Raw genomic sequence first — 26,215 nt, forward strand, 5'->3', positions numbered from 1 at the left:
TCGACCTCCACGCGGGTGTTCGGTCCCGGCCCCGGTCCGGCTCCCGCTCGGGTGTTCGGTCGGGCTCCCGCTCCGGCCCCGTTCCGGCGTTCCGTCCCGCGCGGGCGTTCGGTCCCGGCCCGGGCCCCCGCTCCGGCGTTCGACCCGGGCCTGGCCCCGGCCCCCTGCTCGGGTGTTCGGCCCGCCCCCGCCCCGCCTCCGCTCCTCCCCGGCTCCGGCGTTCGTCCCGGTCCGGCCACCGCTCGCGCGTTCGCCCGCGGCGTGGCCTTGGCCCGGCCCCGGCCCGGTATCCCGCCCCGGGCACCCGCCCCGGCCCTCGGCCCCGCCCTCGCCCTCGGCCCCGCCCTCGGCCCCGGCCCCGGCCTCGGCCCCGGCCCCGGCCTCGGCCCCGCCCTCGCCCTCGGCCCCGCCCTCGGCCCCGGCCCCGGCCTCGGCCCCGGCCCCGGCCTCGGCCCCGGCCCCGCCCTCGGCCCCGCCCTCGGCCCCGGCCTCGGCATCCGGCCCGGTCCTGGTGTCCGCCTTTGGGGTTCGGCTGCGGGTTCGTTGGGGATGGGTTGCCTTCCGGCCGGGGGCGTTCGGGGTGGCTCGGCCGCTGGCCGACGGTCGTTTGCTCGGCAGGCGGTTCGGGTGCGCCGAGGGTGGTTGTTCGGGGTCGGTCGGGTCTTTGGGTGCCCGATCAGAGGTGGTCTGGGTCGGTCTGTTTCGATCAGTGGCGAAGCGGCCAGACTTACCCGTGTCCGGCAGGTTCAAACCACTCGTGCGAGCAGCGTCACTCGGCGTGCCGAACGGCCCGGTCGTTGACGCGCTGTTGGTGACTGCCTACCGTCGAAATCGACAGTTCCGGGATGACCCCTGCGCGTTGCACCTCGCCGCCTGCGGCCCGGGACTGAAAGAGACTCTCCGCGCCGTACTCGGGCGCGGGGAGACGAAAGGGAGGTCGGCGTGAGCAGCACCGGCGACATCACGGCGGCGGAACGCGCCCGCACGGCACGTCCTCTGCCCGCGACCGACCCCGGTACGGGCCCGCGTCGGCAGGACGTCACGCCCCCCGGCACCCCGTCGGAGGACATCGGCTACCGCGGCCCCACCGCCTGCGCGGCGGCCGGCATCACCTATCGCCAACTCGACTACTGGGCCCGCACCGGCCTGGTCGAGCCGACCGTGCGCCCGGCCCACGGCTCGGGCACACAACGGCTGTACGGCTTCCGCGACATCCTGGTGCTGAAGATCGTCAAGCGGCTCCTGGACACCGGCGTCTCGCTGCAGAACATCCGGATCGCGGTGGCCCACCTGCGCGGTCGCGGCATCGGCGACCTGGCCGGGATGACCCTGATGAGCGACGGGGCCAGCGTCTACGAGTGCACCTCCTACGACGAGGTGATCGACCTGGTCCAGGGCGGTCAGGGGGTCTTCGGGATCGCCGTGGGGGCGGTCTGGCGCGAGGTCGAGGGCTCGCTGGCACAACTCCAGGGCGAGCACACCGGCGCCGGCGAGGCGATCGTTCAGGTTCATCCGGGCGATGAATTGGCCCGCCGCCGGCGCGACAAGGCGGTCTGACCGCCCGCCCGGCCCGCCCGGGAACGGGTGGGAACCGGGCCCTCGGGCAGAACGTCCCCATGGACGTGATCCTTCGACGGCCGACCCTGCCCCGTTCCCGGCGGGCCCAGCGGCGCGGCTACCAGGCCGCCGTCCTGCTCACCGTGGCCGGCCTGGCCCCGATCACGTGGCTGCACCTCTACGTCGGGAACCGGGTCCGCTCGGTCGCCGACGTGCCGCCCCGGGACGTGACGATGGTGCTCGGCGCCGGCGTACACGGCGACCGTCCCTCGGACCTGCTGGCCCGCCGGCTCGACATCGCGCTGGACCTGTACCGCGGCCACAAGACCCGGGTGATCCTGGTCAGCGGGGACGGCGGCGGCAACCGCTACGACGAGACCCGGGTGATGCGGCGCTACCTCGCCGACCGGGGAATCCCGCCGCACCGGATCGTCACCGACGAATCGGGATTCTCCACCTGGGAGTCCTGCATACGCGCGAAGCGGGTCTACGGCGTCGACCGGATGATCGTGGTCACGCAGAGCTTCCACCTGCGCCGTGCGCTCGGCCTGTGCAGGGCCGCCGGGATAGACGCGTACGGCGTCGCCGACCAGTCCCTGACGTGGGGCCACCTCGGTCCCACCCTGTACGGCACCGGGCGCGAGGTGCTCGCCGCGGTCAAGGCGACCGGGACGATCGTGCTCAAGCCGGATCCGCGCGCGAGCGATCCGGAAAGCGACGAGATCCGACGCGCCCTGAGCGAGTGAACGCCGACGATGTCGGACCCGTACGTCATCATTGCCCGGTGTGAGACAGGCACCGGGCATCCTTCATCTCGACATGGACGCGTTCTACGCGTCGGTCGAGCAGGTGGCCAAGCCCAGCCTGGCCGGCAAGGCGGTGATCGTCGGCGGCATCGGTGCCCGCGGCGTGGTGGCCACCGCCTCCTATGAGGCCCGGGTCTTCGGCGTCCGCTCCGCGATGTCCATCGGTGAGGCCCGCCGACGCTGCCCCAACGCCGCCTACCTGAGCCCGCGTTTCGCGCTCTACCGGCAGGTCAGCGACACCGTGATGGAGCTGCTGCACCGGCTGTCCCCGCTGGTCGAACCGCTCAGCCTGGACGAGGCGTTCATCGATCTCGAGGCCGGCCCGCACGGCGGCGGGTTGGACACCGCGCGGGTCACCGAGATCGCCGTCCGGCTGCGCGCCGACATCCATGCCGCCACCGGCCTGACCTGCTCGGTCGGCGCGGCCACCTCCAAGCTCCTGGCCAAGATCGCCTCCGAGGCGGACAAGCCCGACGGGCTGTGCGTGGTGACCCCCGGGGCGGAGCGGGCGATGCTCGACCCGCTCCCGGTGCGCGCGCTGCCCGGGGTGGGCCCGGCCACCGGCGACGTGCTGCGCCGGGCCGGCCTGGACACCGTCGCCGACCTGGCCGCCGTGGACGAGAGCGAACTGGTGCGACTGCTCGGCAAGGCACACGGGCACGGCCTGCACGTGCTGGCGGCCGGGCTCGACGCGCGCCCGGTGGTGGCCGACCGGGACGCGAAGTCGGTGTCGGTGGAGGACACCTTCGCCACCGACCTGGTCGATCGCGAACGAATCACCCGCGAGTTGGACCGGCTCACGATCCGGTGCGTGGAGCGGCTGCGCGCCGCCGGGCGCTCCGGGCGCACGATCGTGCTCAAGCTGCGCCGCTACGACTTCAGCACGCTGACCCGCTCGGAGACGCTGCGCGGGCCCACCGACGACCCGACCGTGGTGCGCGAGACGATCCGCCGGCTGGCCGCGCAGGTGGACGTCACCGGCGGGGTGCGGCTGCTCGGGGTGGGGGTGAGCGGGCTGGCCGACTTCGCCCAGCAGGACCTGTTCGGCGGTGTGGGGGAGGGGCTCGAGGAGTCGATCGAGGAGGCCGCCGAGCCGGCCGAGGAGCAGGCCGCCGAGGCCGCCCCGGACCGGATCTCCTGGTCGCCCGGGCAGGACGTGGTGCACGCGCAGTTCGGGCCCGGCTGGGTGCAGGGCAGCGGGCTCGGGCGGGTCACCGTGCGGTTCGAGGTCCCCGGCGGCCCGCGCGGCCGGGTGCGCACGTTCGCGATCGACGACCCCGCGCTGCGCCCCGGCGAACCGATTCCGTTGCCGGCGCTGAACGACGGCGCACCGCCACGATGATCCGCGCCCGGTGCGCGGGCCTGGACGGATGCTGCGCTGCTACCGTTGAACCGCCCATTACGTTCGCGCGGGAGAGCCCCCGTGTCGTGCACACGAGGCGCCGAAGGAGCAACTCCTCCCCGGAATCTCTCAGGCACCCGTACCGCGTGGTCGTGGGCACTCTGGAAAGCAGGATCCGCGCATGGCTCGCCGAGTCGGGGTGGATGCTCGCCGACGGTGCAAATCGCGCTCGCGGGACCGGTGGGACCGGTGCCACGGGCGCGGTGAAGCTCTCAGGCAAAGATGACAGAGGGGGAGGCCGGTGGACGCGCGACCCGCGTGTCCGTCCAGGAGCGATCCAGGAGGCCTTTCGCGATGACCCCGCGCACCCCCGCCCCCACGCGTGCTCATGCCGTACTCCCCTCCGGGCCCGGCTCGTTGACCGGTCTGGAGGCCGCGTCGCCGTTCACCGGCCGGCATATCGGTCCGGACACCGACGAGGAGGCGAAGATGCTCGCCGCGATCGGCTACGGATCCCTGGACGAGCTGACCGACGCGGCGGTGCCGGCCGCGATCCGGGCGCTCGAGGGCTTCGAACTGCCCGCCGCGCGCAGCGAGGCCGAGGTGCTCGCCGAACTGCGTGAACTCGCCGCCCGGAACAGCGTGCTGACCTCGATGATCGGGCTCGGCTACCACGGCACCTTCACCCCGCCGGTGATCACCCGCAACGTGTTGGAGAACCCCGCCTGGTACACGGCCTATACGCCCTACCAGCCGGAGATCTCGCAGGGCCGCCTGGAGGCGCTGCTCAACTTCCAGACCGTGGTCACCGACCTGACCGGCCTCGATGTGGCCGGCGCCTCGCTCCTGGACGAGGCGACCGCCGCCGCCGAGGCGATGACCCTGGCCCGCCGGGCCGGGCGGGCCAAGAGCGACGTCTTCGTCGTGGACGCGGCCACCCTGCCGCAGACCATCGCGGTGGTCCGCACCCGCGCGGCGGCCCTCGGCATCGAGGTCGTGGTCGCCGACACCGCCGAGGGGCTGCCCGAGGGCGGCTGCTTCGGCGTGCTGCTGCAATACCCGGGCGCCGACGGGCGGGTTCGCGACCTCACCCCCGTGATCGAGACCGCACACGCGCAGGGTGCGCTGGTCGCGGTCGCCGCCGACCTGCTCGCGCTCACCGTGCTGCGCGCGCCGGGCGCGATGGGCGCCGACATCGCGGTGGGCACCAGCCAGCGGTTCGGCGTGCCGATGGCCTTCGGCGGCCCGCACGCCGGCTACCTCGCCGTACGCGACAAGCTCACCCGCAGCATGCCCGGTCGCCTGGTCGGGGTCTCCGTGGACGCCGACGGCGCACCCGCCTACCGGCTCGCGCTGCAGACCCGCGAACAGCACATCCGCCGGGAGAAGGCGACCAGCAACATCTGCACCGCGCAGGTGCTGCTCGCCGTGATGGCCGGGATGTACGCGGTCTACCACGGCCCGGACGGGCTCACCGCGATCGCGCGGCGCACCCACCGCTACGCCGCGGTGCTCGCCGCCGGGCTGCGCGCGGGCGGCGTCGAGGTCGTGCCCGGCGACTTCTTCGACACGCTCACCGTGCGGGTGCCGGGTCGGGCCGAGCAGGTGCTCGCCGCGGCCCGCGCGGCCGGGATCAACCTGCGCCCGGTGGACGCCGACCACGTCGGCATCACCTGCGACGAGACCACCACGCGGGCCCATCTGGACGCGGTCTGGGGCGCGTTCGGGGTGACCGGCGACGTGGCCGCGGTGGACGCCGAGACCGCCGACGCGCTGCCCGCGGGGCTGCTGCGGGACACCGAGTTCCTGACCCACCCGGTCTTCCACACGCACCGCTCCGAGACCGACATGCTGCGCTACCTCAAGCGGCTCGCGGACAAGGACTACGCGCTCGACCGGGGGATGATCCCGCTCGGCTCGTGCACGATGAAGCTCAACGCCACGGTCGAGATGGAGCCGATCACCTGGCCCGAGTTCGCCAACCTGCACCCGTTCGCGCCGGTGGACCAGGCGGCGGGCTACCTCGAACTGATCGACGGGCTGGCCGATTCGCTGGCCCGGATCACCGGCTACGCCAAGGTCTCGCTCCAGCCCAACGCCGGCTCGCAGGGCGAACTGGCCGGGCTGCTCGCGGTCCGCGCCTACCACCACGCCAACGGCGACACCGCGCGCGACGTGTGTCTGATCCCCTCCTCGGCGCACGGGACCAACGCGGCCAGCGCGGTGATGGCCGGGATGCGCGTGGTGGTGGTCAAGACCGGCGAGAACGGCGACGTGGACCTGGCCGACCTGCACGCGAAGATCGAGCAGCACCGGGACACCCTCGCGGTGCTGATGGTGACCTACCCGTCCACGCACGGCGTGTTCGAGGAGGGCATCGAGCAGGTGTGCGCGGCGATCCACGAGGCCGGCGGCCAGGTGTACGTGGACGGTGCGAACCTGAACGCGCTGGTCGGCCTGGCCCAGCCGGGCGGCGCGATCGGCGCCGACGTATCGCACCTGAACCTGCACAAGACCTTCTGCATCCCGCACGGCGGCGGCGGTCCGGGCGTGGGCCCGGTCGCGGTGCGCGCGCACCTGGCGCCGTACCTGCCCAACCACCCGCTCCAGCCCACCGCCGGTCCGCAGACCGGTGTGGGACCGATCTCGGCGGCCCCGTGGGGCTCCGCGGCGATCCTGCCGATCCCGTGGACCTACCTGCGCCTGATGGGCCCGGACGGGCTCAAGGAGGCCACGCAGGTCGCGGTGCTCGGCGCCAACTACATCGCCAAGCGCCTCGCGCCGCACTTCCCGGTGCTCTACACCGGCCCCAACGGCCTGGTGGCGCACGAGTGCATCATCGACCTGCGCGGGATTTCCAAGGCGACGGGGGTCAGTGTCGACGACGTGGCCAAGCGGCTGATCGACTACGGGTTCCACGCGCCGACCATGTCGTTCCCGGTGCCCGGCACGCTGATGATCGAGCCGACGGAGAGCGAGAACCTGCGCGAGATCGACCGGTTCTGCGACGCGATGATCGCGATAAAGGGCGAGATCGACCGGGTCGCCTCGGGTGACCTGCCCGCCGAGGACAACCCGCTGGCCAACGCGCCGCACACCGCCGCGCTGCTCGGCGGCGAGTGGACGCACGCGTACACCCGCGAGGAGGCGGTCTTCCCGGCCGGCGTGGTGCCGGCCGAGAAGTACTGGCCGCCGGTGCGCCGGATCGACGGCGCGCAGGGCGACCGCAACCTGGTCTGCTCGTGCCCGCCGATCGAGGCGTACGGCGCCAACTGACCCCGCGCGCGGCCCGTCCCGATCAGGGGCGGGCCGCGCCGTAGGTCAACAACTGCGCCACCGACGCGGCGAAGTCGGGCTCGGCGGCCAGGTCGCTGCCCAGGACGCCGAACAGCAGCGCGCCGCTGAGCGATTCGAACAGCAGGTCCGCGTCCAGCTCCGGACGGGCCCGGCCGCGCACGATCGCGTCCGCGACGAAGGCCCGGAAGACCGCCCGGACCGGATCCATCCGGGCCACGAGCAGTTCCTTGAGTTCGGGCTGATCGCGATACTCGGCCAGCAGTCCCGGCACCGCGGCGGCGCTCTCCGGCCGGCGGAAGGACTCCAGGGCGGCCTCGGCGAAACGCCGCACGCCGGCGGCGAAGTCCTCGTGCGGCAGCGGCCGGAAGGTCGGCTCGCGGGCCGGGAAGACCGCCTCGTGCACCAGATGCGCCTTGGACGGCCAACGGCGATAGACGGTCGGCCTGGTCACCCCCGCGCGGCGGGCCACCGCGTCGATGGTGACCCGGTTGTAGCCCTGCTCGGCGACCAGTTCGCGGGCCGCGGCCAGGATCAGTTCGTCGGTGCGCGGGTCACGCGGGCGACCGGGCCGGGGGGTGCCGCCAGTGCGCATGGGGGTGGGACTCCGAGTCGTCGCGCCAACATCGTGCCGCCGGCACTGTACCGGGCCGGCGACCGGCCCCACCCCGGACAGGTGAGAGCCGGAGGTCGGTCCGAGGTGACCTCCGGCTCGTCAGGGCCGTGCGAACGGATCAGGCCGCCGAAACCAACCCCACTCGGGGCCGGTGCGGGGCGATGGTGCGTCCGTCCGGCAGCAGTTCGCCCGTGTCCTCGAACAGGACGACGCCATTGCACAGCAGGCTCCATCCCTGTTCGAAATGGGCGGCCACGACGGCGGCGGCCTCACGATCGGGACTGTCCGCCGGCGGGCATTGCGGTCGGTGCTGGCACATCCTCGTACCTTCTCGGTGTCTGCGCGGAGCGCGTCGGGCAGCCTTGCCCGGCAGATCACAGTGTCCGCCTCGAAACGCCCCCGCGCAGGACTTCTCACGGTTCTCACCCGACTGCGCCCAAGATGTGACCACACGTGTGAACCGAGGGGTGTGATCAGCTGTCCGGAGCCCCCACGGCGGCCGGCCGGCGGGTGCGCGCGGCCAGTACCTCGGCGAGTTCGGCCGCGGTGTAGCCGCGCAGCGCCTGCACGCCGCACGGCGCCGGTGCGAGCGGGATCAGCAGGTCCACGCCGCCCGCCTCGTCGGCCAGCCACAGCGCGACCATGTACATCCCGGGCACGTTCAGCAGGCGCGCCTCGTCGCGCCGGAGCATGGTCTGCGGCAGCGCGCGGGCCGCGGCGGCGGCCGGCGCGGTGGCGACGGTGAACGGGCCCTCGACGAACCGGCCGACGCCGTGGCCGGACGGGCCGGTGCGCACCTCGATGCCGCCGACGACCACGTCGCCGGACCACATGAGCCAGCGCCAACCCACCGGGCGGGCGCTGCGCACGCCGCGCTCGGCGACCAGGTCGAGCAGGTCGATCTCGAAGACGCGGTGCGGGAATCCGGCCGTGAGCGCGGCTTGATCGGCGCGGCAGTCGACCGGGAGCGACTCGCGGGATTCGAGCACGGCTCGGGCCGCTCGCCGGGCCGACTCGGGAGCCTCGGGCACACGCAGGACCATGAGACCGCCTCATTTCGATGCAGAGTCCAAAAACCCGGAGCGAATCCGGGGCGAGGAAAGCGGCGCTGTGCTGTGGGGAGCCGGGTATCCGGCCGGGGACGACCCGGCGGCGTACAGAGGGACCCGGCAGGGCCGGTCAGCGCATTGTACCGAAACGGCTCCGAAAAGTAACGGTGTATTGCGAACTGACACCCGTTTGAAGCCCTTTTGGAACGGTCTTGATCAGGGGAACAGCGAGGACATCACGTCATCGAGGGTGACCAGGCCGAGTGGGACCGCGCCCGGGGTGCCGACCAGGGCCAGATGGGTCCGGGAGCCGCGCATCCGGGCCAGCAGGGTGGTCAGCGTGACGTCCGGGTCGACCGTCACGAGCGGGTACACCGGTACCGAACCGTCCGGTTCGGGGGCCAGTACGTCGAGGACGTGCACGTAGCCCACGGGGCGCTCGGCGGGATCCAGGACCGGGAAGCGGGACAGGCCGGTGCGTACCGCGGCCTCCTCGAGCGCGGCGGCGGTCACCGGGCGGGGCAGCGCGACCACCTCGGCCCACGGACGCAGGACGTCGGCGGCGGGGCTCGAGTGCAGCGCGAGCACGCCGGAAAGGCGCTCGTGCTCGTGCACGTCGAGCAGGTCGTGCTCGCGCGACTCGGCGAGCAGCGCCGGGAGTTCCTCGGCGGTGTACACGCTGCGCACCTCGTCCACCGGGCGGACCCGGAAGGCGCGCAGGAACAGGTTGGCCACGTGGTTGAGCAGCCACAGGATCGGTGCGGTGAGCCGGGCGAACAGGAGCAGCGGCGGGGTCAACCACAGTGCGCACTCCTCGGGCCCGGCGAGTGCGATGTTCTTGGGGACCATCTCGCCGAGCACCATGTGGCAGAAGACCACCACGGCCAGCGCCAGGACGAAGGCGATCGGGTGGGTCGCGCCGGCGGGCAGACCGACGGCCCGGATCGGCCCGCCCACGGCGTGCGCGAGCGCGGGTTCGGCGACCGCGCCCAGGCCGAGCGAGGCGACGGTGATGCCCAGTTGGGCGGCGGCGAGCATGGTGGACAGCCGGCTCATCGCGGTGAGCACCATCGCGGCGCGGCGCGAACCGGCCTCGGCCTGTGGGGCGATCCGGGTGCGGCGGGCGGAGATCACCGAGAACTCGGCGCCGACGAAGAACGCGTTGGCGGCGAGCAGGACCAGGGACAGCAGCAGGTCGCCCATCAGGACTCGGCCTCCGGGCGCAGTTCGACCTCGTCGATCCGGTGCCGGTCCATGGCCACCACGGTGAGCCGGCGGCCGGCCACGTCGACGTGGTCGCCGACCCGGGGCAGTCGGCCGAGGCGGGCCAGGATCAGGCCGGCCAGGGTGCTGTAGTCGCCCTCGGGCAGCCGCCAGCCGGTGGCCTCCTCGACCTCGTCCGCGCGCAGCAGGCCGGACAGGCGCAACACCGGGGAGTCGGCGGTGTGTTGCGGCGGCGCGTCCGGCTCGTCCGCCGGGTCGTGTTCGTCGGCGAGGTCGCCGACCAGCTCCTCGGCCAGGTCCTCGGCGGTCAGCACGCCGGCCGTGCCGCCGTATTCGTCGACCACCACGGCCAGCTGGGTGCGGCCCTCGCGCAGGCGCTCGACGGCGCGTCTGAGGTCGAGCGAGGTGGGGATCAGCACGGGGGCGCGGGCGATGTCGGTGAGCGGGGTGCGGGCCCGGTCGGCGGCGGGTACGCGCAGCGCGTCGCGGACCACGGCGACGCCGACGATCTCGTCCAGGTCCTGGCCGCGGACCGGGATCCGGCTGTGGCCGCACATGTGGGCGGTGGCCAGGAGTCGGGCCACCGACGCGGTCGCGGGCAGGGTGACCAGTTCGGTGCGCGGGGTCATCGCCTCGGCGGCCTGCTTGTCGGCGAAGCGCAGGGCCCGGTGCAGGGTCCTGGCAGTGCCTGCGGGGAGTACGCCGGCGCGGGCCGAATGGCGGACGAGTTGGGCCAGTTCGTCGGGTGAGCGGGCCGAGCCGAGTTCCTCCTGCGGCTCGATGCCAAGGCGGCGGACGAATCGGTTGGCGGAGCCGTTGAGGAAGACGATCAGCGGTCGGCAGACCCGGGAGAAGCCGACCTGGAACGGGCCGGCGACCCGGGCGACGCCCAGGGGGCGGGCGATCGCGGCGTTCTTCGGGACGAGTTCGCCGAGCACCATCTGCAAAGTGGAGGCGAGCAGGAGGGCGGCGAACCTGGGCAGCCGGAAGGCGGCCTCGGCCAGGTAGCCGGTGATCAGCGAGGTCAGGGTGATGCCCAACTGGGCGCCGGAGAGCTGGAAGGACAGGGTGCGCAGGGCGTGCAGCACCCGGCCGGCGCCTCGATCGCCGGCGGCGGCGCGGGCGGCGACGTCGCTGCGCTCGACGGTGACGAGGGAGAACTCGGCGGCGACGAACATGCCGTTGCCGGCGATCAGCAGCGCGAGCAGGCCGAGGGCGGGGGCGGCGTCGATGGGGCGGCCTCCCGGTGTGCGCGGGGTGGTTTTCGGCCCGGGCCGTGCGGTTGTCCTCAAGCGCCGGACGGGCTGGGGTTGGTGCGGGCGTTGGGTGTTGGTTGCCGTTGGGCGGTGTCCTCAAACGCCGGACGGGCCGGCGTTGGCTCGGACGGGCGTGGGGGTGCGTTGCGTGTTGGGCGGCTTGGGTGCCGTCCTCAAGCGCCGGACGGGCTGGATGTGATGGCCCGGGCACGGAGTCGGGCTCGGACGGGTGTGCGGGGTGGCGTTGCGGTTCGGGTCGCGTTGGGCGTTGTCCTCAAACGCCGGACGGGCTGGGTTTGGTTGGCCCGGGCGAGTGGGGCGGGTGGTCTTGCGCCTGCGGCGGCGTCGTTCGGGGTCGGTTACGGGAGGACGAAGGTGTAGCCGGCGGACTTCAGTTCGGGGAGTAGGCGTTCGAGCATGGCCATGGTCTGGGTGCGGTCGCCGCCGCCGTCGTGGCACAGGATGATGCCTCGGGGGCCCACCTGGCTGTGGACCGTTTGGAGCATTTTCGGGACGCCCGGCTTCTGCCAGTCGTTGGTGTCCACCGACCAGTGCAGCGAGCCCATGTTCAAGGACGCGGCGGTCTGCCGGATCTCGTCGGACCAGTTGCCCGCGGGGGCGCGGAACCAGTGCACGGGGGTGCCGGGGGAGGCCGCGTGGATCCAGTCCAGGGTCTGCTGCATCTGGTTGCGCATCTCTTCGGGAGAGCGCTTCTTCAGGTTGGAGTCGTGGGTCATGGTGTGGTTGCACAGGGCGTGGCCGCCCGCGACCACCTTGCGCACCAGGTCGGGGTGGTCCTTGGCCTGTTGGCCCACCATGCAGAAGGTGGCCTTGACGTCGTAACGGGCGAGCAGCGTCAGGGCCTTGTCGGTCCACTCCGGCCACGGCCCGTCGTCCAGGGTCAGCGCGACCACCTTGCCCTCGCCCTTGACCCGGCTCACCAGCGTCGGGTCCGTCGAGAGCGGCGGCGCGGCCGGCGGCGTGGCCGGCTCCTGGGCGTCCGGGGTGCCCGACTGCGGCTGCAGCGGGGCCTGAATCTCCTTGGGCGCTTCGGCCGCCGTGGCGGCGGACGCCCGCGACCAGCGGCCGGCACTGCCGACATTCCAGATCAACGCACCGCACACGAGTATCGACAACACCGCGATCACGGCCTGGAAACGCAGACCCCGTATGGGCAGTGCCCCGATCAACTCCCGCACCACAAACCCCCATTGAACTCGCCACGCCGGCACGGCAGAGGCCACCCTAGGTGATCGTCGACAAGGCTTGAAGATCGACCACCGGATACCGCCTCGATGTGATCAGTGACGTGCTTCCCGGTCGTGCGGTTCCCCTGTGTTTCGTCACGGTCGCTCGGTAATGTTCCCAATGTCGGCCCGATGCATCGCTTTGGCAGAACGTCGCGTCCACACCACCGGCCGCTCGGGAGCCGGGTTCCTGGGGGAGGGCATTCATGGGCGAAAAGGTCGAGGTCACCGAGTTCAGCCGGTCCGATCGGCAGCGCTACCGGCACAAATTGCGCCGGTGTCTGGAAACGCTGGAGCGCATGCTCGCGGAGAATCGCTTCGAGAGCGCCCGCAAGCTCATGGGCGTGGAGATCGAACTCAACCTGGCGGACGGCGCGGGTCGGCCGCGGATGAGCAATGCCGAGGTGCTGCGCCGGATAGCCAGCCCCGATTTCCAGACCGAGTTGGGTTTGTTCAACATCGAGGTCAACATTCCGCCGCATCGGCTGACCGGACCGGTGTTCTCCGAATTGGTCGAGGAACTGCGCACGAGCCTGGACTACGCGGACCGCAAGGCCGCCGAACTCGAGTCGCGGATCGTGATGATCGGGATTCTGCCGACCCTGACCGACGCGCACATGGCGTTCGAGACGATTTCCGACAACGCCCGCTACACCCTGCTCAACGACCAGATCCTGAACGCGCGCGGCGAGGACATCCGACTGCACATCGAGGGCGTCGAGCGACTGGACACCACGTCGACCACGATCGTCTCCGAAGCGGCGTGTACGTCCGTGCAGTTCCATCTCCAGGTCACCCCGCGCAACTTCGGGCCGCTGTGGAACGCGGCGCAGTCGATCACCGGGGTGCAGTGCGGGATCGGCGCGAACTCGCCCTTCCTGTTCGGCCGCGAACTGTGGTGCGAGACCCGGCCCATCCTGTTCGAGCAGGCCTGCGACACCCGGCCCGAGGAGCTGATCGCGCAGGGCGTGCGGCCGCTGACCTGGTTCGGCGAGCGCTGGATCGGCTCGGTCGTCGACCTGTTCGAGGAGAACCTCAGGTATTTCCCGTCGTTGTTGCCGATCTGCGACGACGAGGACCCGATCGAGGCGCTGGACCGGGGCGACGTACCGCATCTGCGCGAGCTCAGGCTGCACAACGGGACGATCTATCGGTGGAACCGGCCGGTCTACGACGTGGCCCGGGGCAAGCCGCATCTGCGGGTGGAGAACCGGGTGTTGCCCGCCGGGCCGACCGTGGCGGACATCATGGCCAACGCCGCGTTCTACTACGGTGTGGTGCGCTCGCTGGTGGACGACGAACAGCCGGTGTGGGAGCGGATGCCGTTCTCCGTGGCGGCGGCGAACTTCCACGCCGGCGCCCGCTACGGCATCGACGCGCTGCTGAACTGGCCCGGCCACGGCACCGTCTCGGTCACCCGCCTGGTCCTGGAGGATCTGCTGCCGCGCGCCTACGTGGGCCTGGACCGGTGGGGGATCGATCCGCGCGAGCGGGACGAATACCTGGGCATCATCGAGCAGCGCTGCCTGTCGCGGGTCAACGGGGCGAGTTGGCAGAGCGCGCAGTACCACCACTACCGCGACGCCAAGGGCATGGACCGCCTCGAGGCGTTGCGCGCGATGACGCTGCGCTACGCCGAGCACATGCGCGGCGGGGACCCGGTGCACACCTGGCCCGTGGGCTGACGGCGGGCTCAGCCGCGCTCGGTACCGTGTGCGAGTGATCATCGAGTCCGACTCCGCATCCGTCGAGAAGCCCACCCGGTCCCGGCGGCACGTGCTGCGCGCCGAAGTGGTGCTGGTCCTGGCGCTGTCCCTGGGCGCCTCCGGGGTCTCCTCGCTGATCTCCTTTCTCGGCTCGCTCACCGCGCCGGGCGGGCTGACCCACAAGGCCGCGGTGCTCAACGGCTCGCGGGCGGTGGACCGCCCCTGGCTGGATCTGGCCTGGCAGCTGTTCGGGATCGCCACCGCGCTGGTCCCGGTGTTCCTGGTGGCCCACCTGCTGATGCGCGAGGGCAGCTCGTTGCGGGTGCTGGGGGTGGACCGGACCCGGCCGTGGTGGGACCTGGGCCGCGGGACCGCGGTCGCGGCCACGATCGGCGGGGCGGGCCTGGCGCTGTATCTGGGCGCGCACGCGGCCGGCGCGAATCTGACCGTGGTGCCCACCACGCTGCCGGACGTGTGGTGGCGGATCCCGGTCCTGGTGTTGTCCGCGATCGAGAACGCGGCACTGGAGGAGGTGATCGTCCTCGGCTATCTGCTGCGCCGGCTGGGCCAGTTGGAGGTGCCGTGGGTCAGGGCGGTGGCGATCAGCTCGGTGGTGCGCGGTTCCTACCACCTCTACCAGGGCGTCGGCGGGTTCTTCGGCAACGTGGTGATGGGCGTGATCTTCTGTGTGCTGTACCGGCGTTGGGGTCGGGTGATGCCGCTCCTGGTGGCACACGCGCTGATCGACATCGTGGCCTTCGTCGGTTATGTGCTGCTCGCCGGCCGGGTGGACTGGCTGCCCACGCCGTAGCCGTAGCCGTCGCCGTCCCCGTCGCCCCGGGTCCACGATCGATCGATTTATGGACTCGTTGGTACGTCTTGCCGGCCTCGTTGGTGTCTGATGGTCATTGTGGGCACACCTCCTTCGAACGGGGTTTGCCGGCGACAGATGTATATCGGGCGACACGGGGACGCAGGGGGTCGTATGGACATCCGGAGGCGGGCGGAGTTCTTCTCCGCGCCGACGCCCATCGGCGGGCCGCGGCGCGGGCGGTTCGGGCTGAGCGGGCTGAGTCGGCATCCGGTGCGGATCCTGATGGTGGTCGGTGGGCTGATTCTGCTGGTGATCGTCTTCTTCGTGGCGCTGCTCACCCTGGGCGGCGGCGGTTCGAGCGACAAGAAGAAGGCCGACGCGAGCGCGAGCAAGAGCGGGTCCGCCTCGGCGAGCGCGAGCAAGTCCGCCGGTGCGGCGGGTGCTTCCGGCGGCGGGGACAGTGCGGCCGGGCCCAAGCCGGGGTCGATCGCGGCGACCGTGCACACCGGGGGCTGGCTGGCGCTGTACAAGACCACCAATTACCAGTCGGAGAAGATCATCCAGATCAAGACCGGCACCGAGGTGCGGGCGAACTGCCACGCGGAGGGCTCGATCGCCTACTACGCGGGCGCCTCCAGTCGGACCTGGGCGCAGGTCGACGTCGAGGGCAAGACCGGCTTCGTGCCCGCGATATTCCTGAGCACCGGCGGCGATGTGAGCAAGCAGGTCCCCGCCTGTTCGAGTTGACGGATCGTCACGAGCAGGGTGTGCGGGCGGAATCCGTCGATCGGGGGGCGGCGTTCGGCGGCGCGGCGGCGCCCGTGTGGGGTGCGCCGATCGGCGCGGCCGGACCGCCGGAGCGTGCCGGGCCGCCGGCTTCGCCCTGCCCACGACCGGGCCGACGACCGGGCCGGGCGCGGGACGTGGGCAGAACGAGGGGCTCGACGGGATCACATCGAACGTTCGCGGGGAACAACCGAATCCGGTACCACCGAACCGCTCGGAGACCGGTGTCCCACGCACAGGAGGGCCCACGTGAACGCGACCGACCGAGCCGACCGTCCCCGGGAGACCGCGGGCACGTTGCGGGCGCACTGGGCCTGGTACCGCGACGGCGTGGTGCCGGCGTGCAGCGCGGGGCCCGAACGGCGGGAACACTTCGAACGGTTGGTCCGGCCCACGCTGGACGACTACGCCCCGCCCGGCTGGGTCGGGGTGACCAGCACCGGGCGCGAGGATCCGTTCGTGGCGATGACCCTGCGCGACCCGGAGGGGGTCCGCTACTTCACCGCGCCCTACGCCGAGATCGCCGCGGGCGCCGCCGGCTACACCGCGCTGTGGCTGGCCTTTCGCGGCATCGAACTGCCCACCGACCGGGAACGACCGCTGCGCGTGCGACTGCCCGGGCCGCCGCCGGCCGTCGCGGTCCGGGCGAGCGACTTCGAATGGCTCGCGGGTGTCGCGGCCGCGGTCCTGGCCGGCCCGGTCGTGCTCACCGGCGCGGACCGCCTGGACACCCGGGCCCGACTCGAACTCCTGGACCGGGTCGCCGCGTTGCTCCCCTACGGCTGCCGCGCCGGGCTGCGCTTCGCCACCTCGATGGGCGCCACCGGGCGGCTGCGGCCGCGGCTGGCGTTCGGCCGGGTGCCCGCGCCGGGCACGGTACGGGTGGCCCTGGACGGTGTCCCGGCGCTGCCCGAGCTGCCGGCCGCGCGGGCCTACCTGGGCGAACTGACCACGCTGCGCCGCCGGATCGGCCTGGACGCGCTGCTCGCCGGGCTGGCCACGCTGCGCGAGCCGGGCATGCCGGCCGCCGGGGACCACCTGCTCGGGCTGCTCGCCGAGGCGGGCGCGCGGGCCGAAGCCGGTGCGGGCGCCGGCCCGGGCGTGGGCGCGGGGGCCTCGGCCGACCCCCGGCGGGCCGCCGCCGGGTCCGCCGGTGCCGCTGCCACCGGACCGCGGGCGTCGGCGGCCGAGCCGCGTCCCGAGTCGATGCCGGCCCGGCTGCTCGGCGGCGACACCTCGCTGGCCGGGCCGATCGCCGAGCGCTGGCGGGCCGAGGACGGCGACGCGGTGACCCGGGACATGGCCGCCGCCCTGCGCGCCCACCCGGCCGGCCTGGTGCTCGGGTGGCACACCGCGGTGGCGGCGGGGCGGGGCGATCGGCTCGTACACGTCCTGCTCGGCCCGGTGCCACCGCTCCTGGCCGGCGCCACCCCGCCCGCCGGGGTCGACGGCCGGGCGCTGCGGGCCGAGCACCCGACGCCGGCCGACGGCGCGGCCCGGTCCGACGCCGACGGGGTCTCCCCGGAGGCGCTGGTCGCCGACCTGTGCCGGTTCCTGGGGCCGGTGCCGACCACCGACGTGCCCGCGCTCTACGACGCGTTGTGGAACCACCCGGTGGTGCTGCGCCGACTCCTGGACACCGCCGGCGGCGACCTACGCGCGTGGCTGGAGGTGATCCGGCCGTGGGACGACCGCGCGCCCGAATGGCTCGCGCCGTACGCGCTGCTCGCCGGCGAGCGGCTGCGGCCGGCCGAGATCCCGCCCGCCGAGGCGGTGTTCACCCTGCGGGTGGCCGGGCGCACCGACCCGGATACGACCGCCTCGGTGCTGCACGACCTGTGGCCGACCCTGGTCCCGCTCACCGAACGCCCGGCGGATCCGGCCGCACGGGGACTGGCCGCGCTGCTCGGCACCCCGCTGGGCGCACGGGCCCCGGTGGCCGCCCGGGTACGCGCGGACGTGCTGCGCCTGGCCCTCGGCGGGGCGCCGACGGACGGGCCCTACGTCGCGGCGGACCTGCTCGCGTTGCGCCACGAGCCGGTGGCCGAGGGGCGGTTCGCCGGTTGGATCGCGGCACTGCTGCGGGCGGTCCCGGTCACTGCCGAGTTACTCGGCGAGCTGGCCCGGGCGGGTGATCCGGCGGTCACCGCCGCGCTCGCGGACGCGGTGCTCGCGGACGCACGCCTGGCCGAGCTGCCCGGCCTGGACAACGCGTGGTGGGGGGCGATCGCCCGAGCCCGACCGGAGCTGGCCGAGCGCGCGGCGAGCGGTTGGTTTCGAGCCGCGCTGCGCGGGCTGGACGCGCCCGAGGTGGCCCGGATGTGGGCGGGCGAGATCGTCGACGGGCCGGCCGGGCCGCGTCGCGAGTTGTACGTACACGAGGTCGGGCGCTGGTGGCACGACGCCCCCGAGCACGAGCGCGAGTCGCTGCTGCCCGGCCTGGAACGCGAACTGGTGCTCGAGGGACTGACCTCGGCCCGGGCACGCGAGGAACTGCGGGCGATCCGGGCGTTGATCGCCGCGCACAGCTGGGGACCCGAGGCCGCGGCGGCGATCGTCGAGCGGGAACAGGACGAGTTCGACGCGTTCCGGCGCCATCTCAAGCAACTTCGCGCCGCGCTCAAACACGGCGACGGACCACGCGTGCTGGCGATCCCGGCGATCCTCGCGCTGATCGCGCTCCTGGCGGCGGTACCGCCGCACCGCGCCGCGGCGGCGCCACGACCGGCGGCGAGCGCCACCGCACCGGTGCATTTCTCGGTCGACCCGGCCGCGCGCCCGCCTCGTACGGGCGGCATGTGGGGGGACGCCGGCCACTACGCCGCGCGGGCGCACGGGGCGGGGACGGTACGCATCCCGTCGGCCGAGTCGATCATGGCGCGACTCCCGGACACCCGGATCGCCCCGGTGCCGTAGGTGTCCGGCGACGAGCCGCGCGGGCGGCGGGCTCGGCCGGCTCGGGTGCTCGTGGGTACACCCGCGCGTTCGACGTCGTTGGGTACGGTGAGCCGCATGCGCATTTACGTCGTGGACGCGTTCACCGACCGGCGGTTCCGGGGCAATCCGGCGGGGGTGTGCCTGCCCGATCCCGGGCACGCCGAGGACGTCGCCTGGATGCAGTCGGTCGCGGCCGAACTGAACCACTCCGAAACCGCGTTCGTGGTGCCCGGCGCGGGCGTGGACACGGATTTCGGGCTGCGCTGGTTCACCCCGCAGACCGAGGTGGACCTGTGCGGGCACGCCACCCTGGCCGCCGCACACGTCCTGTTCGAACAGGGCCTGACCAGCAGCGCGTCGCGGATCCGCTTCGCGACCCGCAGCGGGGTGCTGACCGCGTCCCGGGACAGCGCCGGCGTGTTGCTCGACTTCCCGGCCCTGCCGCCGCGCGAGGTGCCGATCCCCGCCGAGTTGGGCCTGGCCCTGGGGGTGGAGCCGATCCGGGTGGCCGCCGGCGGCGAGGACCTGCTGGTGGAGGTGGCGTCGGTGGCGGTGGTGCGGGCGGTGGCGCCGGACCCGGAGCTGATCGCGGCGCTGCCGTACCGGGCGGTGATCGTGACCGCAGCGGGGGAGGGGCGGGCCGACTTCGTCTCGCGCGTGTTCGCGCCCTCGGTGGGCATCCCGGAGGACCCGGTCACCGGCTCGGCGCACTGTGTGCTCGGCCCCTACTGGGCGCCGCGCCTGGACCGGCGCCGGATGACGGGCACGCAGTTGTCCCCGCGCGGCGGCACGGTCGGCGTGGAACCGGCCGGCGACCGGGTCCGGCTGACCGGGCAGGCGATCACCGTGCTGGCGGGCGAACTGCTCTGAACCGGATCGCACTCGGGCGCCTCGACGGCTGATCCGACGCCCGCCCTCACCGGATGGCCGGCGCCAACACGTCGCGCACACACTGCCGCAACCACGCGTGCCCCGGATCGGCGTCGTTGCGCGGATGCCAGGCCAATCCCATCGGCAGCGCGGGCAGCGCCAGCGGGACCTCGAACGTACGCAGCCCCATCCCCTCGACCAGCGTGGTGAGTTGCCCGGCGACCAAGCCGACCAGATCGCTCGCCTGGAGCAGGAACAGCGAGGACGGGAACGTCGGTACGGTGCCCACCACCCGCCGGGTCAGGCCCAGTTCGGCCAGCGCGGCGTCCACCGGGCCGGCCGGCCTGCCGCGCCGGGACACGATCAGATGCTCGGCGGCGGCGAACCGCTCGGGCGTGCACCGTCCGCGCAGGAGCGGATGACCGGCCCGGACGCAGGCCACCATCCGATCGTCGAACAGATGCTCGGTGAGCACCTCGGGCGAGATGGTGTCGATCACGCCCACCTCCAGGTCGGCGATCCCCTCACGCAGCGCCGGCGTGTCGACGTGCGCCTCGGCGAGGAATTTCAGCCGCACCTCCGGCGCCTCGCGCGCGGCCCGGGCGAACAACGCCGCGCCGCACGCCGCGGTGAACGCGTCGTGCGAGAGCAGCGTGAAGGTGCGCGACAGGGTGCGCAGGTCCAGCTCGCCGGCACCGACGAACAACGTGCGGGCGCGCTCCACGATCACCCGCACCTCGGCCCGGATCGCCAACGCGTGCGGCGTGGGCACCATCGTGTGACCGGCCCGGACCAGGATCGGATCGCCGAGCGCCCGGCGGATCCGGCCCAGCGTGCGGCTCATCGCCGGCTCCGACAGATGCATCCGCTGGGCCGCGCCGGAGACGCTGCACTCGTCCAGGAGCGCGTCGAGCGCGGTGAGCAGGTTGAGGTCCATTCCGGATTGCGTCACGCGCATTACTTTCATGCAGAACATGCACTGGAGTCAATCGGCGTCCCGGCCTACGGTGAACGAGTCCGGACCCGACGTTCCCTGCGCAGGACCACTTCCATCCGTTCGCGCTATTTGCTTTATGGGGGACCCATGTCCATGCCCGTCTCCGCCGCGCCGCCGGCTCCGGCCGCCGGCCCCGATCAGGCCGGGGCCGCCGCGCCGCGCGCCGTACTGCTCGCGATGTGTGCGTGTGTGCTGGTCGCACAGAGCATGGTCGCCGCGATCAACCTGTCCATTCCGCAACTGGCCGCATCCGGGCTGCATCCGTCCGCGACCGGCATCCTGTGGATCGTCGACGCGTACGTGATCGTCTTCGCCGGCCTGCTCATTCCCGCCGGCGCGCTCGGTGACCGCTATGGCCGCAAGGGCGCGCTGCTCGCCGGACTCGGCGTGTTCGCCGCCGGTGCCACGGTCAGCGCGCTCGCCACCAACACCGCGACGCTGATCGTCGGTCGGGGGATCTCCGGCGCGGGCGCCGCGCTGATCATGCCCGCGACGATGTCGATCCTGATGCACGTCTTCCCGGCCGAGCAACGGCCGAAGGCGATGGCCTCGTGGACCCTGGCGGTCGGCCTGGGCGGCCTGCTCGGCAACGTGGGTGGCGGCCTGGTCCAGGAATACCTGCCCTGGCAGGGCCTGTTCTGGATCATGGTCCCGCTCGCCGCCGGACTCGCCGCGTTCGTCCGGCGGGTCACCCCGCGCACCGCCACCCACCCGGCCGCGCTCGACCCGATCGGGTCGGCACTGCTGATCAGCGGTCTGGTCGCGGTGCTCTACGGGATCATCGAGGGCCCGAACTTCGGCTGGGGTTCGAGCCACGTGCTCGGCGGCTTCGGGCTCGGCGCGGTGTTGCTCGCCGGCTTCGGGTGGCACGCGCTGCGCGCCGAGCACCCGCTCCTGGACCCGCGCGTGTTCCGCTCGGGCAAGCTGCGGGCGGGGGTACTCGGGATCGGCGCGAGCTTCTTCGGGCTGTTCGCGCTGTTCTTCATCAATGCCCAATATCTGCAATACGTGAAGGGCTTCTCGGCGCTGCGTACCGGCTTCGCCATCATCCCGCTCACGGTCGGCATGGCGCTTGCGCCCCGGGTCGCGGTCAGGGTGCAGCAGCGGTACGGTCCCCGGCCGTTGGTGGTGTTCGGGCTCGGCCTGATCGGGATCGGCCTGCTGTGCATGTCGACCGTGGACGTGGCCACGCCCTACCCGGTCTATGCGGGATTCCTGCTCGTCCTGTCGGCCGGGATCGGGCTGTGCGCCCCCGCGCTGTCCTTCGGCGTGGTCACCGAACTGCCCGCGCATCAGGCGGGGTTGGGCTCCGGGCTGAACACCGCCGCCCGCGAGGTCGGGGCGGCGCTCGGGGTCGCGGTGTTCGGCACGGTCCTGGCCGGCCGGTTCTCCGGTCAGCCGGCCGTGGAACTCTCCCGCACCCGAGGCGCGGAACACGCGCGCGTGGTGGACTCGTTCACCGAAGCGATGTCGGTCGGCTTCCTGGTGGTCGGCGCGGTCCTGCTGCTGGCCACCGCGGTGGTCGCGGCGGGCTACCGGGACCGCACCGCGACCTCGTGACCGGGCCCGCCGGCGCGGCCGACGGTGCCGGCGGCTGCCAGACTGTTCCGATGATCGTCAGACCCGGGTACGAGGCGGACCGGTCGGGATTCGTGGCCCTGGCCGCCGAGGTGGAGCATTGGTTCGGACCGATGGTCGAGGAGCCCGGCTTCCACGCCGCGCTGGACGAGCATCTGCGCGAGGGCCGGGCGCTCGTGGTGCCCGCCGACGTCGGCCGCCCACCGCTCGGCGGCCTGCTGTTCGGCAGCGCGCCGCCGGTCCACCACGTGCACTGGCTCGTGGTGTCCGAACGTGCTCGGGGGCGCGGTGTGGGCCGTGCGCTGATGGCCGAGGCGACCCGCCGATTCGGACCCGGGCCCGGCACCGTCGAGTTGATCACCTTCGGGATCGACCACCCGGGCGCGATCGAGGGCGGCTCCCGGGCGTTCTACGCGTCGCTCGGCTTCACCGCCGCCGAGGCCGCCGAGCCGGGGCCGGAGGGTGGTTCGCGGCAGGTGTTTCGGCGGGTCCTGGAGTGAGCGGGTCGCCCGACCGGTGGGGGCCGGTCGGGCGGTGGTGCGGGATCCGGTGGGTCACACCACGCCGAAGGCGGTCATCGCCTCGGCCACCCGCAGGAAGCCGGCCACGTTCGCGCCCAGTACGTAGTCGCCCTCGTGGCCGTATTCGGCGGCGGTGGCCAGGCACGTGCCGTGGATGTCGCGCATGATCGCGCCGAGCCGGGCGTCGGTGTCGGCGAAGCTCCACGACGTGCGGGCCGCGTTCTGCGCCATTTCCAGGGCCGAGGTGGCCACGCCGCCCGCGTTGGCCGCCTTGCCCGGCGCGAACGCCACGCCCGCCGCCCGGAAGACGTGTACCGCCTCCGGGGTGCACGGCATGTTGGCGCCCTCCGCGACTGCCGTCAGACCGTGCTTGACCAGGTGCGCGGCGGCCGGGCCGGACAGTTCGTTCTGGGTCGCGCAGGGCAGCGCGACATCGCACGGGACCTCCCAGACCGAACCGCCCGGCACATAGCGGGCGTGCGCGACCCGGTCGGCGTATTCGGCGATCCGGCCGCGCCGATCCAGCTTGATCTCCTTGAGCAGGTCCAGGTCCAGGCCCTTGTCGTCGACGAGGTAGCCGGCCGAGTCGGAGGCCGCCACGACGCGCGCGCCGAGTTCGCGGGCCTTGTCGATCGCGAAGATCGACACGTTGCCCGAACCGGAGACCACCGCGCGGCGATCGCTCAGGTCGTCGCCGCGGACCCGCAACATCTCGGCGAGGAAGTAGGCACAGCCGTAGCCGGTCGCCTCGGTACGCACCTGCGAGCCGCCCCAGCCCAGCCCCTTGCCGGTGAGCACGCCGGACTCGTAGCGGTTGGTGATCCGCCGGTACTGGCCGAACAGATAGCCGATCTCGCGCCCGCCGACCCCGATGTCCCCGGCCGGCACATCGGTGTGCTCGCCCAGGTGTCGGTAGAGCTCGGTCATGAACGACTGGCAGAAGCGCATCACTTCGGCGTCCGAGCGACCCTTCGGGTCGAAGTCCGAACCGCCCTTGCCGCCGCCGATGCCCAACCCGGTGAGCGCGTTCTTGAAGATCTGTTCGAAACCGAGGAACTTGACCACGCTCAGGTTCACCGACGGATGAAAGCGCAACCCGCCCTTGTACGGCCCGAGCGCACCGTTGAACTCGATCCGAAAGCCCCGGTTGACCCGGACCCGGCCGGAGTCGTCGGTCCACGGCACCCGGAAGAGCACCTGCCGTTCCGGCTCCACCAGTCGCTCCAGGAGCGCCGCGTCGGCCAGTTCGGGGCGCCGGGTCAGCGCGGTGCCCAGGCTCTCCAACACCTCGTGCACGGCCTGGTGGAACTCGGGCTCGCCGGGATTGCGGCGCAACACCTCGGCGAAGGTCGCCGCGGCCGGGCCGGTCAGCTCGGCGAATGCCTGGGGACTCATGGGTGGTTGTCCTTCCGTCGACGTCGACGCCGGCTCGTCGCGGGCGATCGCGTGCGGTCACGCTATCGATCAGTGGCCGTTCGGCGAGGTACCGGTCGATATTCGGACCCGTCCGAGGGAACGCCCTCGGTTACCGCGCACCCATACCTGAGATGCTGCGTCCCGTGCGGCCGAAAAGAATTGATGCAGCGTCACTTCGGGTGGCGGCCCTGGCCATGGTGCTCCTGGCGTCCGCGTGCGGGACGGGCGGCGGCGACAGCGCCGCCGCGTCGCCCGTCGCGCCGTCGGCACACGTCCCGATCGAGGTCGGGGTGCCCGATCCGAAGTTGCCGCCTCCGGTGTCGGCGCCGCCGTGCGACCCGAGCCGGAGCCTGACCCCGAGCACCTCGGCCCGGGCCGGCGCGATGCCGGCCGGGACGACGATGCGGGCCATCCAGGACCGCGGCAAACTCGTGGTGGGCGTCGACCAGAACACCCGGATGTTCGCCGCGCGCAATTCGAACACGGGGCAGTTGGAGGGCTTCGACATCGATCTGGCCCGGGAGGTGGCGAAGGCGATCTTCGGCGATCCGGATCGGATCCAGTTCCGGACCATCCCACCCGGTCGCCGGATCGACGTGCTGGTCGAGCAGCAGGTCGACATGGTGGTGGACGCGATGACGATCACCTGTGAGCGCCGCCAACAGGTGGACTTCTCCGCCGTCTACCTGGAGGACGCGCTGCGCTTCCTGGTGCCGAAGGGTTCGCAGGTCAACGAGCTGGCCGACCTGGCCGGCCGCTATGTGTGCGTGTCCTCGAACACCACGCCGGAACGGCGGGTGGCCGAGTCCAAGGCCAAGGTCTACGCGGTGGCGGACCGCACGGACTGCCTGGTCGCGCTCCAGGAGGGCCGGGTCGCGGCGGCCTACACCAACGCCTCGCTCCTGGAGAGCCTGCGCGAGCAGGACCCGTGGCTGGAGGTACGCGGGCCGACCGCGGTGGAGGAGGTCAAGGGCATCGCGGTGCCCAAGGGCCAGACCGACTTCGTACGCTTCCTGAACGGGGTGCTCGAGCGGCTGCGGACCGAGCACCGGTGGCAGGAGCTGTACAACAACTGGCTGGCCAAGGCGCTCGGGCCGGCCGGCCAGCCGACCACCACCTACGGCGGATGACCGCTGTGGCAGCGGTTACTGACGATGCGTCAGGCCGCTGCTACGGTGCCGCCATGTTCCTTTCGCTCGGACTGCCCACACACCTGGTCGAGGCCGGCGCCGATCTGATCAGCGCCGACGCCGTGATGGAGATGTCCCGGGCGGCCGAGTCCGCCGGGTTCGACGCGGTCTTCACCACCGACCACCCGTTCCCCGACGACCGGTGGCTGGCGCACGGCGGCCATCACACGCTGGACCCGATGGTCACGCTGTCCTTCGCGGCGGCGGCCACCACCCGCTTGCGGCTGCACACCAACCTGTTCGTCCCGGCGTACCGCAATCCGTACGTGTCGGCGAAAATGATCTCCTCGCTGGACGCGCTGTCCGGCGGCCGGGTGATCCTGGGGGTGGGCGCGGGCTACCTGGAGCCGGAGTTCGCCGCGCTGGGCGCGGACTACGCGAACCGCAACGACGTGCTCGACGACGCGCTGCGGGCGATGCGCGCGGCCTGGACCGGGGAGAGCGTCGCCGGCAACACCATGCGACCGCGGCCGGCCCAGGCCCGGATCCCGGTCTGGGTGGGCGGCAACAGCCGGCGGGCGATCCGACGGGTGGTGGACCTGTGCGACGGCTGGTTGCCGATGCCGGCCCCGGCGGGCGCCGCGAAGCACCTCAAGACCCCCGGCCTGGAGACGCTGGCCGAGTTGACCGCCCGGCTCGACTACGCCCGGGAATACGCGGCCTCGGTCGGTCGGACCGAGCCGATCCAGGTGACCTTCATGCCGCGCGGGATGAACATGTTCGACGGCGATGCCATCGACCACGAGGCGATCGTCGCGGATCTGACCGAGCAGGCCGAGGCGGGGGTCACCGGGGTGACCGTGACACTGCCGGCCGGCACCCGCGCGCAGTACCTCGAACAGGTGGCCGGATTCGCCGAACTGGTGGTGCCGCGGGTCAAGCGGCTGCGCGTACGGCCGCTGCTCGGCTGAACACCCGGCCGGCGCCGACCCGTCGCGGGTCGGCGCCGGCCGGTGTGCCGTCACCGCCCCGGTGCCCGCAAAAGCGGTTGGAGCCCATATAAAAGCCG

General features: G+C 72.8%; 21 protein-coding genes and 1 riboswitch. Of the genes, 13 read left to right on the forward strand and 8 right to left on the reverse strand.

Annotation, left to right across the window (positions count from 1 at the left end; all coding sequences use genetic code 11):
* The first annotated feature begins 1,068 nt into the window (after positions 1 to 1,068).
* From ABIA38_RS29690 to gcvP, 4 genes are all read left to right on the forward strand, one after another.
* On the forward strand, positions 1,069 to 1,557 hold the full coding sequence (locus ABIA38_RS29690) for a MerR family transcriptional regulator (protein ID WP_424641962.1): 489 nt from the start codon (positions 1,069 to 1,071) through the stop codon (positions 1,555 to 1,557).
* A gap of 59 nt (positions 1,558 to 1,616) precedes the next feature.
* Positions 1,617 to 2,303: a SanA/YdcF family protein gene (locus ABIA38_RS29695; RefSeq protein WP_424641938.1), complete on the forward strand. Its 687-nt coding sequence runs from the start codon at positions 1,617 to 1,619 to the stop codon at positions 2,301 to 2,303.
* A 40-nt stretch (positions 2,304 to 2,343) separates the two neighbouring features.
* A complete protein-coding gene (locus ABIA38_RS29700) occupies positions 2,344 to 3,705 on the forward strand; it encodes a DNA polymerase IV (protein ID WP_424641939.1) in 1,362 nt (453 codons plus the stop codon).
* A 58-nt stretch (positions 3,706 to 3,763) separates the two neighbouring features.
* Positions 3,764 to 3,860, forward strand: a riboswitch (glycine riboswitch).
* Between the two features lie 199 nt (positions 3,861 to 4,059).
* Positions 4,060 to 6,981 (forward strand): aminomethyl-transferring glycine dehydrogenase, encoded by a 2,922-nt coding sequence (gene gcvP / locus ABIA38_RS29705; RefSeq protein ID WP_424641940.1) that lies wholly within the window; start codon positions 4,060 to 4,062, stop codon positions 6,979 to 6,981.
* A gap of 22 nt (positions 6,982 to 7,003) precedes the next feature.
* Here gcvP and ABIA38_RS29710 read toward each other — a convergent pair whose 3' ends face one another.
* The 6 genes from ABIA38_RS29710 to ABIA38_RS29735 form a co-directional block, all read right to left on the reverse strand.
* Complete coding sequence (locus ABIA38_RS29710; RefSeq protein ID WP_424641941.1) at positions 7,004 to 7,594, reverse strand: TetR/AcrR family transcriptional regulator; 591 nt, start codon at positions 7,592 to 7,594, stop codon at positions 7,004 to 7,006.
* Positions 7,595 to 7,733: 139 nt separating this feature from the next.
* Positions 7,734 to 7,934: a DUF5999 family protein gene (locus tag ABIA38_RS29715; RefSeq protein WP_424641942.1), complete on the reverse strand. Its 201-nt coding sequence runs from the start codon at positions 7,932 to 7,934 to the stop codon at positions 7,734 to 7,736.
* Positions 7,935 to 8,088: 154 nt separating this feature from the next.
* On the reverse strand, positions 8,089 to 8,658 hold the full coding sequence (locus tag ABIA38_RS29720) for a hypothetical protein (RefSeq protein WP_424641943.1): 570 nt from the start codon (positions 8,656 to 8,658) through the stop codon (positions 8,089 to 8,091).
* Between the two features lie 222 nt (positions 8,659 to 8,880).
* Positions 8,881 to 9,867: a hemolysin family protein gene (locus tag ABIA38_RS29725; RefSeq protein WP_424641944.1), complete on the reverse strand. Its 987-nt coding sequence runs from the start codon at positions 9,865 to 9,867 to the stop codon at positions 8,881 to 8,883.
* Complete coding sequence (locus ABIA38_RS29730) at positions 9,867 to 11,180, reverse strand: hemolysin family protein (RefSeq protein ID WP_424641945.1); 1,314 nt, start codon at positions 11,178 to 11,180, stop codon at positions 9,867 to 9,869. The genes ABIA38_RS29725 and ABIA38_RS29730 overlap by 1 nt, the downstream gene beginning before the upstream one ends.
* 323 nt (positions 11,181 to 11,503) lie before the next feature.
* Positions 11,504 to 12,343: a polysaccharide deacetylase family protein gene (locus tag ABIA38_RS29735; RefSeq protein ID WP_424641946.1), complete on the reverse strand. Its 840-nt coding sequence runs from the start codon at positions 12,341 to 12,343 to the stop codon at positions 11,504 to 11,506.
* A 254-nt stretch (positions 12,344 to 12,597) separates the two neighbouring features.
* Here ABIA38_RS29735 and ABIA38_RS29740 point away from each other — a divergent pair, with 254 nt between their 5' ends.
* From ABIA38_RS29740 to ABIA38_RS29760, 5 genes are all read left to right on the forward strand, one after another.
* On the forward strand, positions 12,598 to 14,076 hold the full coding sequence (locus ABIA38_RS29740) for a glutamate--cysteine ligase (RefSeq protein WP_424641947.1): 1,479 nt from the start codon (positions 12,598 to 12,600) through the stop codon (positions 14,074 to 14,076).
* Positions 14,077 to 14,116: 40 nt separating this feature from the next.
* Entirely contained in the window at positions 14,117 to 14,908 is a 792-nt protein-coding gene (locus ABIA38_RS29745; protein ID WP_424641963.1) for a CPBP family intramembrane glutamic endopeptidase, read from the forward strand.
* Between the two features lie 174 nt (positions 14,909 to 15,082).
* A complete protein-coding gene (locus ABIA38_RS29750; protein WP_424641948.1) occupies positions 15,083 to 15,658 on the forward strand; it encodes a hypothetical protein in 576 nt (191 codons plus the stop codon).
* A 288-nt stretch (positions 15,659 to 15,946) separates the two neighbouring features.
* Positions 15,947 to 18,613: a hypothetical protein gene (locus tag ABIA38_RS29755; protein ID WP_424641949.1), complete on the forward strand. Its 2,667-nt coding sequence runs from the start codon at positions 15,947 to 15,949 to the stop codon at positions 18,611 to 18,613.
* Positions 18,614 to 18,709: 96 nt separating this feature from the next.
* On the forward strand, positions 18,710 to 19,504 hold the full coding sequence (locus ABIA38_RS29760; protein ID WP_424641950.1) for a PhzF family phenazine biosynthesis protein: 795 nt from the start codon (positions 18,710 to 18,712) through the stop codon (positions 19,502 to 19,504).
* A gap of 46 nt (positions 19,505 to 19,550) precedes the next feature.
* Here the strand turns inward: ABIA38_RS29760 and ABIA38_RS29765 are convergent, their stop codons facing one another.
* Positions 19,551 to 20,462, reverse strand: coding sequence for a LysR family transcriptional regulator (locus ABIA38_RS29765; RefSeq protein WP_424641951.1), 912 nt, complete (start codon positions 20,460 to 20,462; stop codon positions 19,551 to 19,553).
* A 126-nt stretch (positions 20,463 to 20,588) separates the two neighbouring features.
* On the opposite strand from ABIA38_RS29765, the gene ABIA38_RS29770 reads away from it, so the two are divergent.
* Both ABIA38_RS29770 and ABIA38_RS29775 read left to right on the forward strand, forming a co-directional pair.
* Positions 20,589 to 22,061, forward strand: a complete 1,473-nt coding sequence (locus ABIA38_RS29770; protein ID WP_424641952.1) for an MFS transporter — start codon at positions 20,589 to 20,591, stop codon at positions 22,059 to 22,061.
* 50 nt (positions 22,062 to 22,111) lie between these two features.
* Positions 22,112 to 22,579, forward strand: coding sequence for an N-acetyltransferase family protein (locus ABIA38_RS29775; RefSeq protein ID WP_424641953.1), 468 nt, complete (start codon positions 22,112 to 22,114; stop codon positions 22,577 to 22,579).
* 54 nt (positions 22,580 to 22,633) lie between these two features.
* Here the strand turns inward: ABIA38_RS29775 and gdhA are convergent, their stop codons facing one another.
* Entirely contained in the window at positions 22,634 to 23,995 is a 1,362-nt protein-coding gene (gene gdhA / locus ABIA38_RS29780; protein ID WP_424641954.1) for an NADP-specific glutamate dehydrogenase, read from the reverse strand.
* A 200-nt stretch (positions 23,996 to 24,195) separates the two neighbouring features.
* On the opposite strand from gdhA, the gene ABIA38_RS29785 reads away from it, so the two are divergent.
* Both ABIA38_RS29785 and ABIA38_RS29790 read left to right on the forward strand, forming a co-directional pair.
* Positions 24,196 to 25,146, forward strand: coding sequence for a glutamate ABC transporter substrate-binding protein (locus tag ABIA38_RS29785; protein ID WP_424641955.1), 951 nt, complete (start codon positions 24,196 to 24,198; stop codon positions 25,144 to 25,146).
* Between the two features lie 53 nt (positions 25,147 to 25,199).
* Complete coding sequence (locus ABIA38_RS29790; protein ID WP_424641956.1) at positions 25,200 to 26,117, forward strand: TIGR03619 family F420-dependent LLM class oxidoreductase; 918 nt, start codon at positions 25,200 to 25,202, stop codon at positions 26,115 to 26,117.
* Positions 26,118 to 26,215: the final 98 nt, after the last annotated feature.

The sequence above is a fragment of the Embleya sp. AB8 genome (assembly GCF_049739465.1).
Taxonomy (GTDB): Bacteria; Actinomycetota; Actinomycetes; order Streptomycetales; family Streptomycetaceae; genus Embleya.

Excerpts from the sequence above, each read along its gene's own strand:
- ABIA38_RS29715 (WP_424641942.1), bottom strand. The coding sequence starts at position 7,934 with ATGTGCCAGCACCGACCGCAATGCCCGCCGGCGGACAGTCCCGATCGT.
- gcvP (WP_424641940.1), top strand. The coding sequence starts at position 4,060 with ATGACCCCGCGCACCCCCGCCCCCACGCGTGCTCATGCCGTACTCCCC.
- ABIA38_RS29740 (WP_424641947.1), top strand. The coding sequence starts at position 12,598 with ATGGGCGAAAAGGTCGAGGTCACCGAGTTCAGCCGGTCCGATCGGCAG.
- ABIA38_RS29770 (WP_424641952.1), top strand. The coding sequence starts at position 20,589 with ATGTCCATGCCCGTCTCCGCCGCGCCGCCGGCTCCGGCCGCCGGCCCC.
- ABIA38_RS29695 (WP_424641938.1), top strand. The coding sequence starts at position 1,617 with ATGGACGTGATCCTTCGACGGCCGACCCTGCCCCGTTCCCGGCGGGCC.
- ABIA38_RS29790 (WP_424641956.1), top strand. The coding sequence starts at position 25,200 with ATGTTCCTTTCGCTCGGACTGCCCACACACCTGGTCGAGGCCGGCGCC.
- ABIA38_RS29775 (WP_424641953.1), top strand. The coding sequence starts at position 22,112 with ATGATCGTCAGACCCGGGTACGAGGCGGACCGGTCGGGATTCGTGGCC.
- ABIA38_RS29720 (WP_424641943.1), bottom strand. The coding sequence starts at position 8,658 with ATGGTCCTGCGTGTGCCCGAGGCTCCCGAGTCGGCCCGGCGAGCGGCC.
- ABIA38_RS29765 (WP_424641951.1), bottom strand. The coding sequence starts at position 20,462 with ATGCGCGTGACGCAATCCGGAATGGACCTCAACCTGCTCACCGCGCTC.
- ABIA38_RS29725 (WP_424641944.1), bottom strand. The coding sequence starts at position 9,867 with ATGGGCGACCTGCTGCTGTCCCTGGTCCTGCTCGCCGCCAACGCGTTC.
- ABIA38_RS29760 (WP_424641950.1), top strand. The coding sequence starts at position 18,710 with ATGCGCATTTACGTCGTGGACGCGTTCACCGACCGGCGGTTCCGGGGC.
- ABIA38_RS29750 (WP_424641948.1), top strand. The coding sequence starts at position 15,083 with ATGGACATCCGGAGGCGGGCGGAGTTCTTCTCCGCGCCGACGCCCATC.
- ABIA38_RS29710 (WP_424641941.1), bottom strand. The coding sequence starts at position 7,594 with ATGCGCACTGGCGGCACCCCCCGGCCCGGTCGCCCGCGTGACCCGCGC.
- gdhA (WP_424641954.1), bottom strand. The coding sequence starts at position 23,995 with ATGAGTCCCCAGGCATTCGCCGAGCTGACCGGCCCGGCCGCGGCGACC.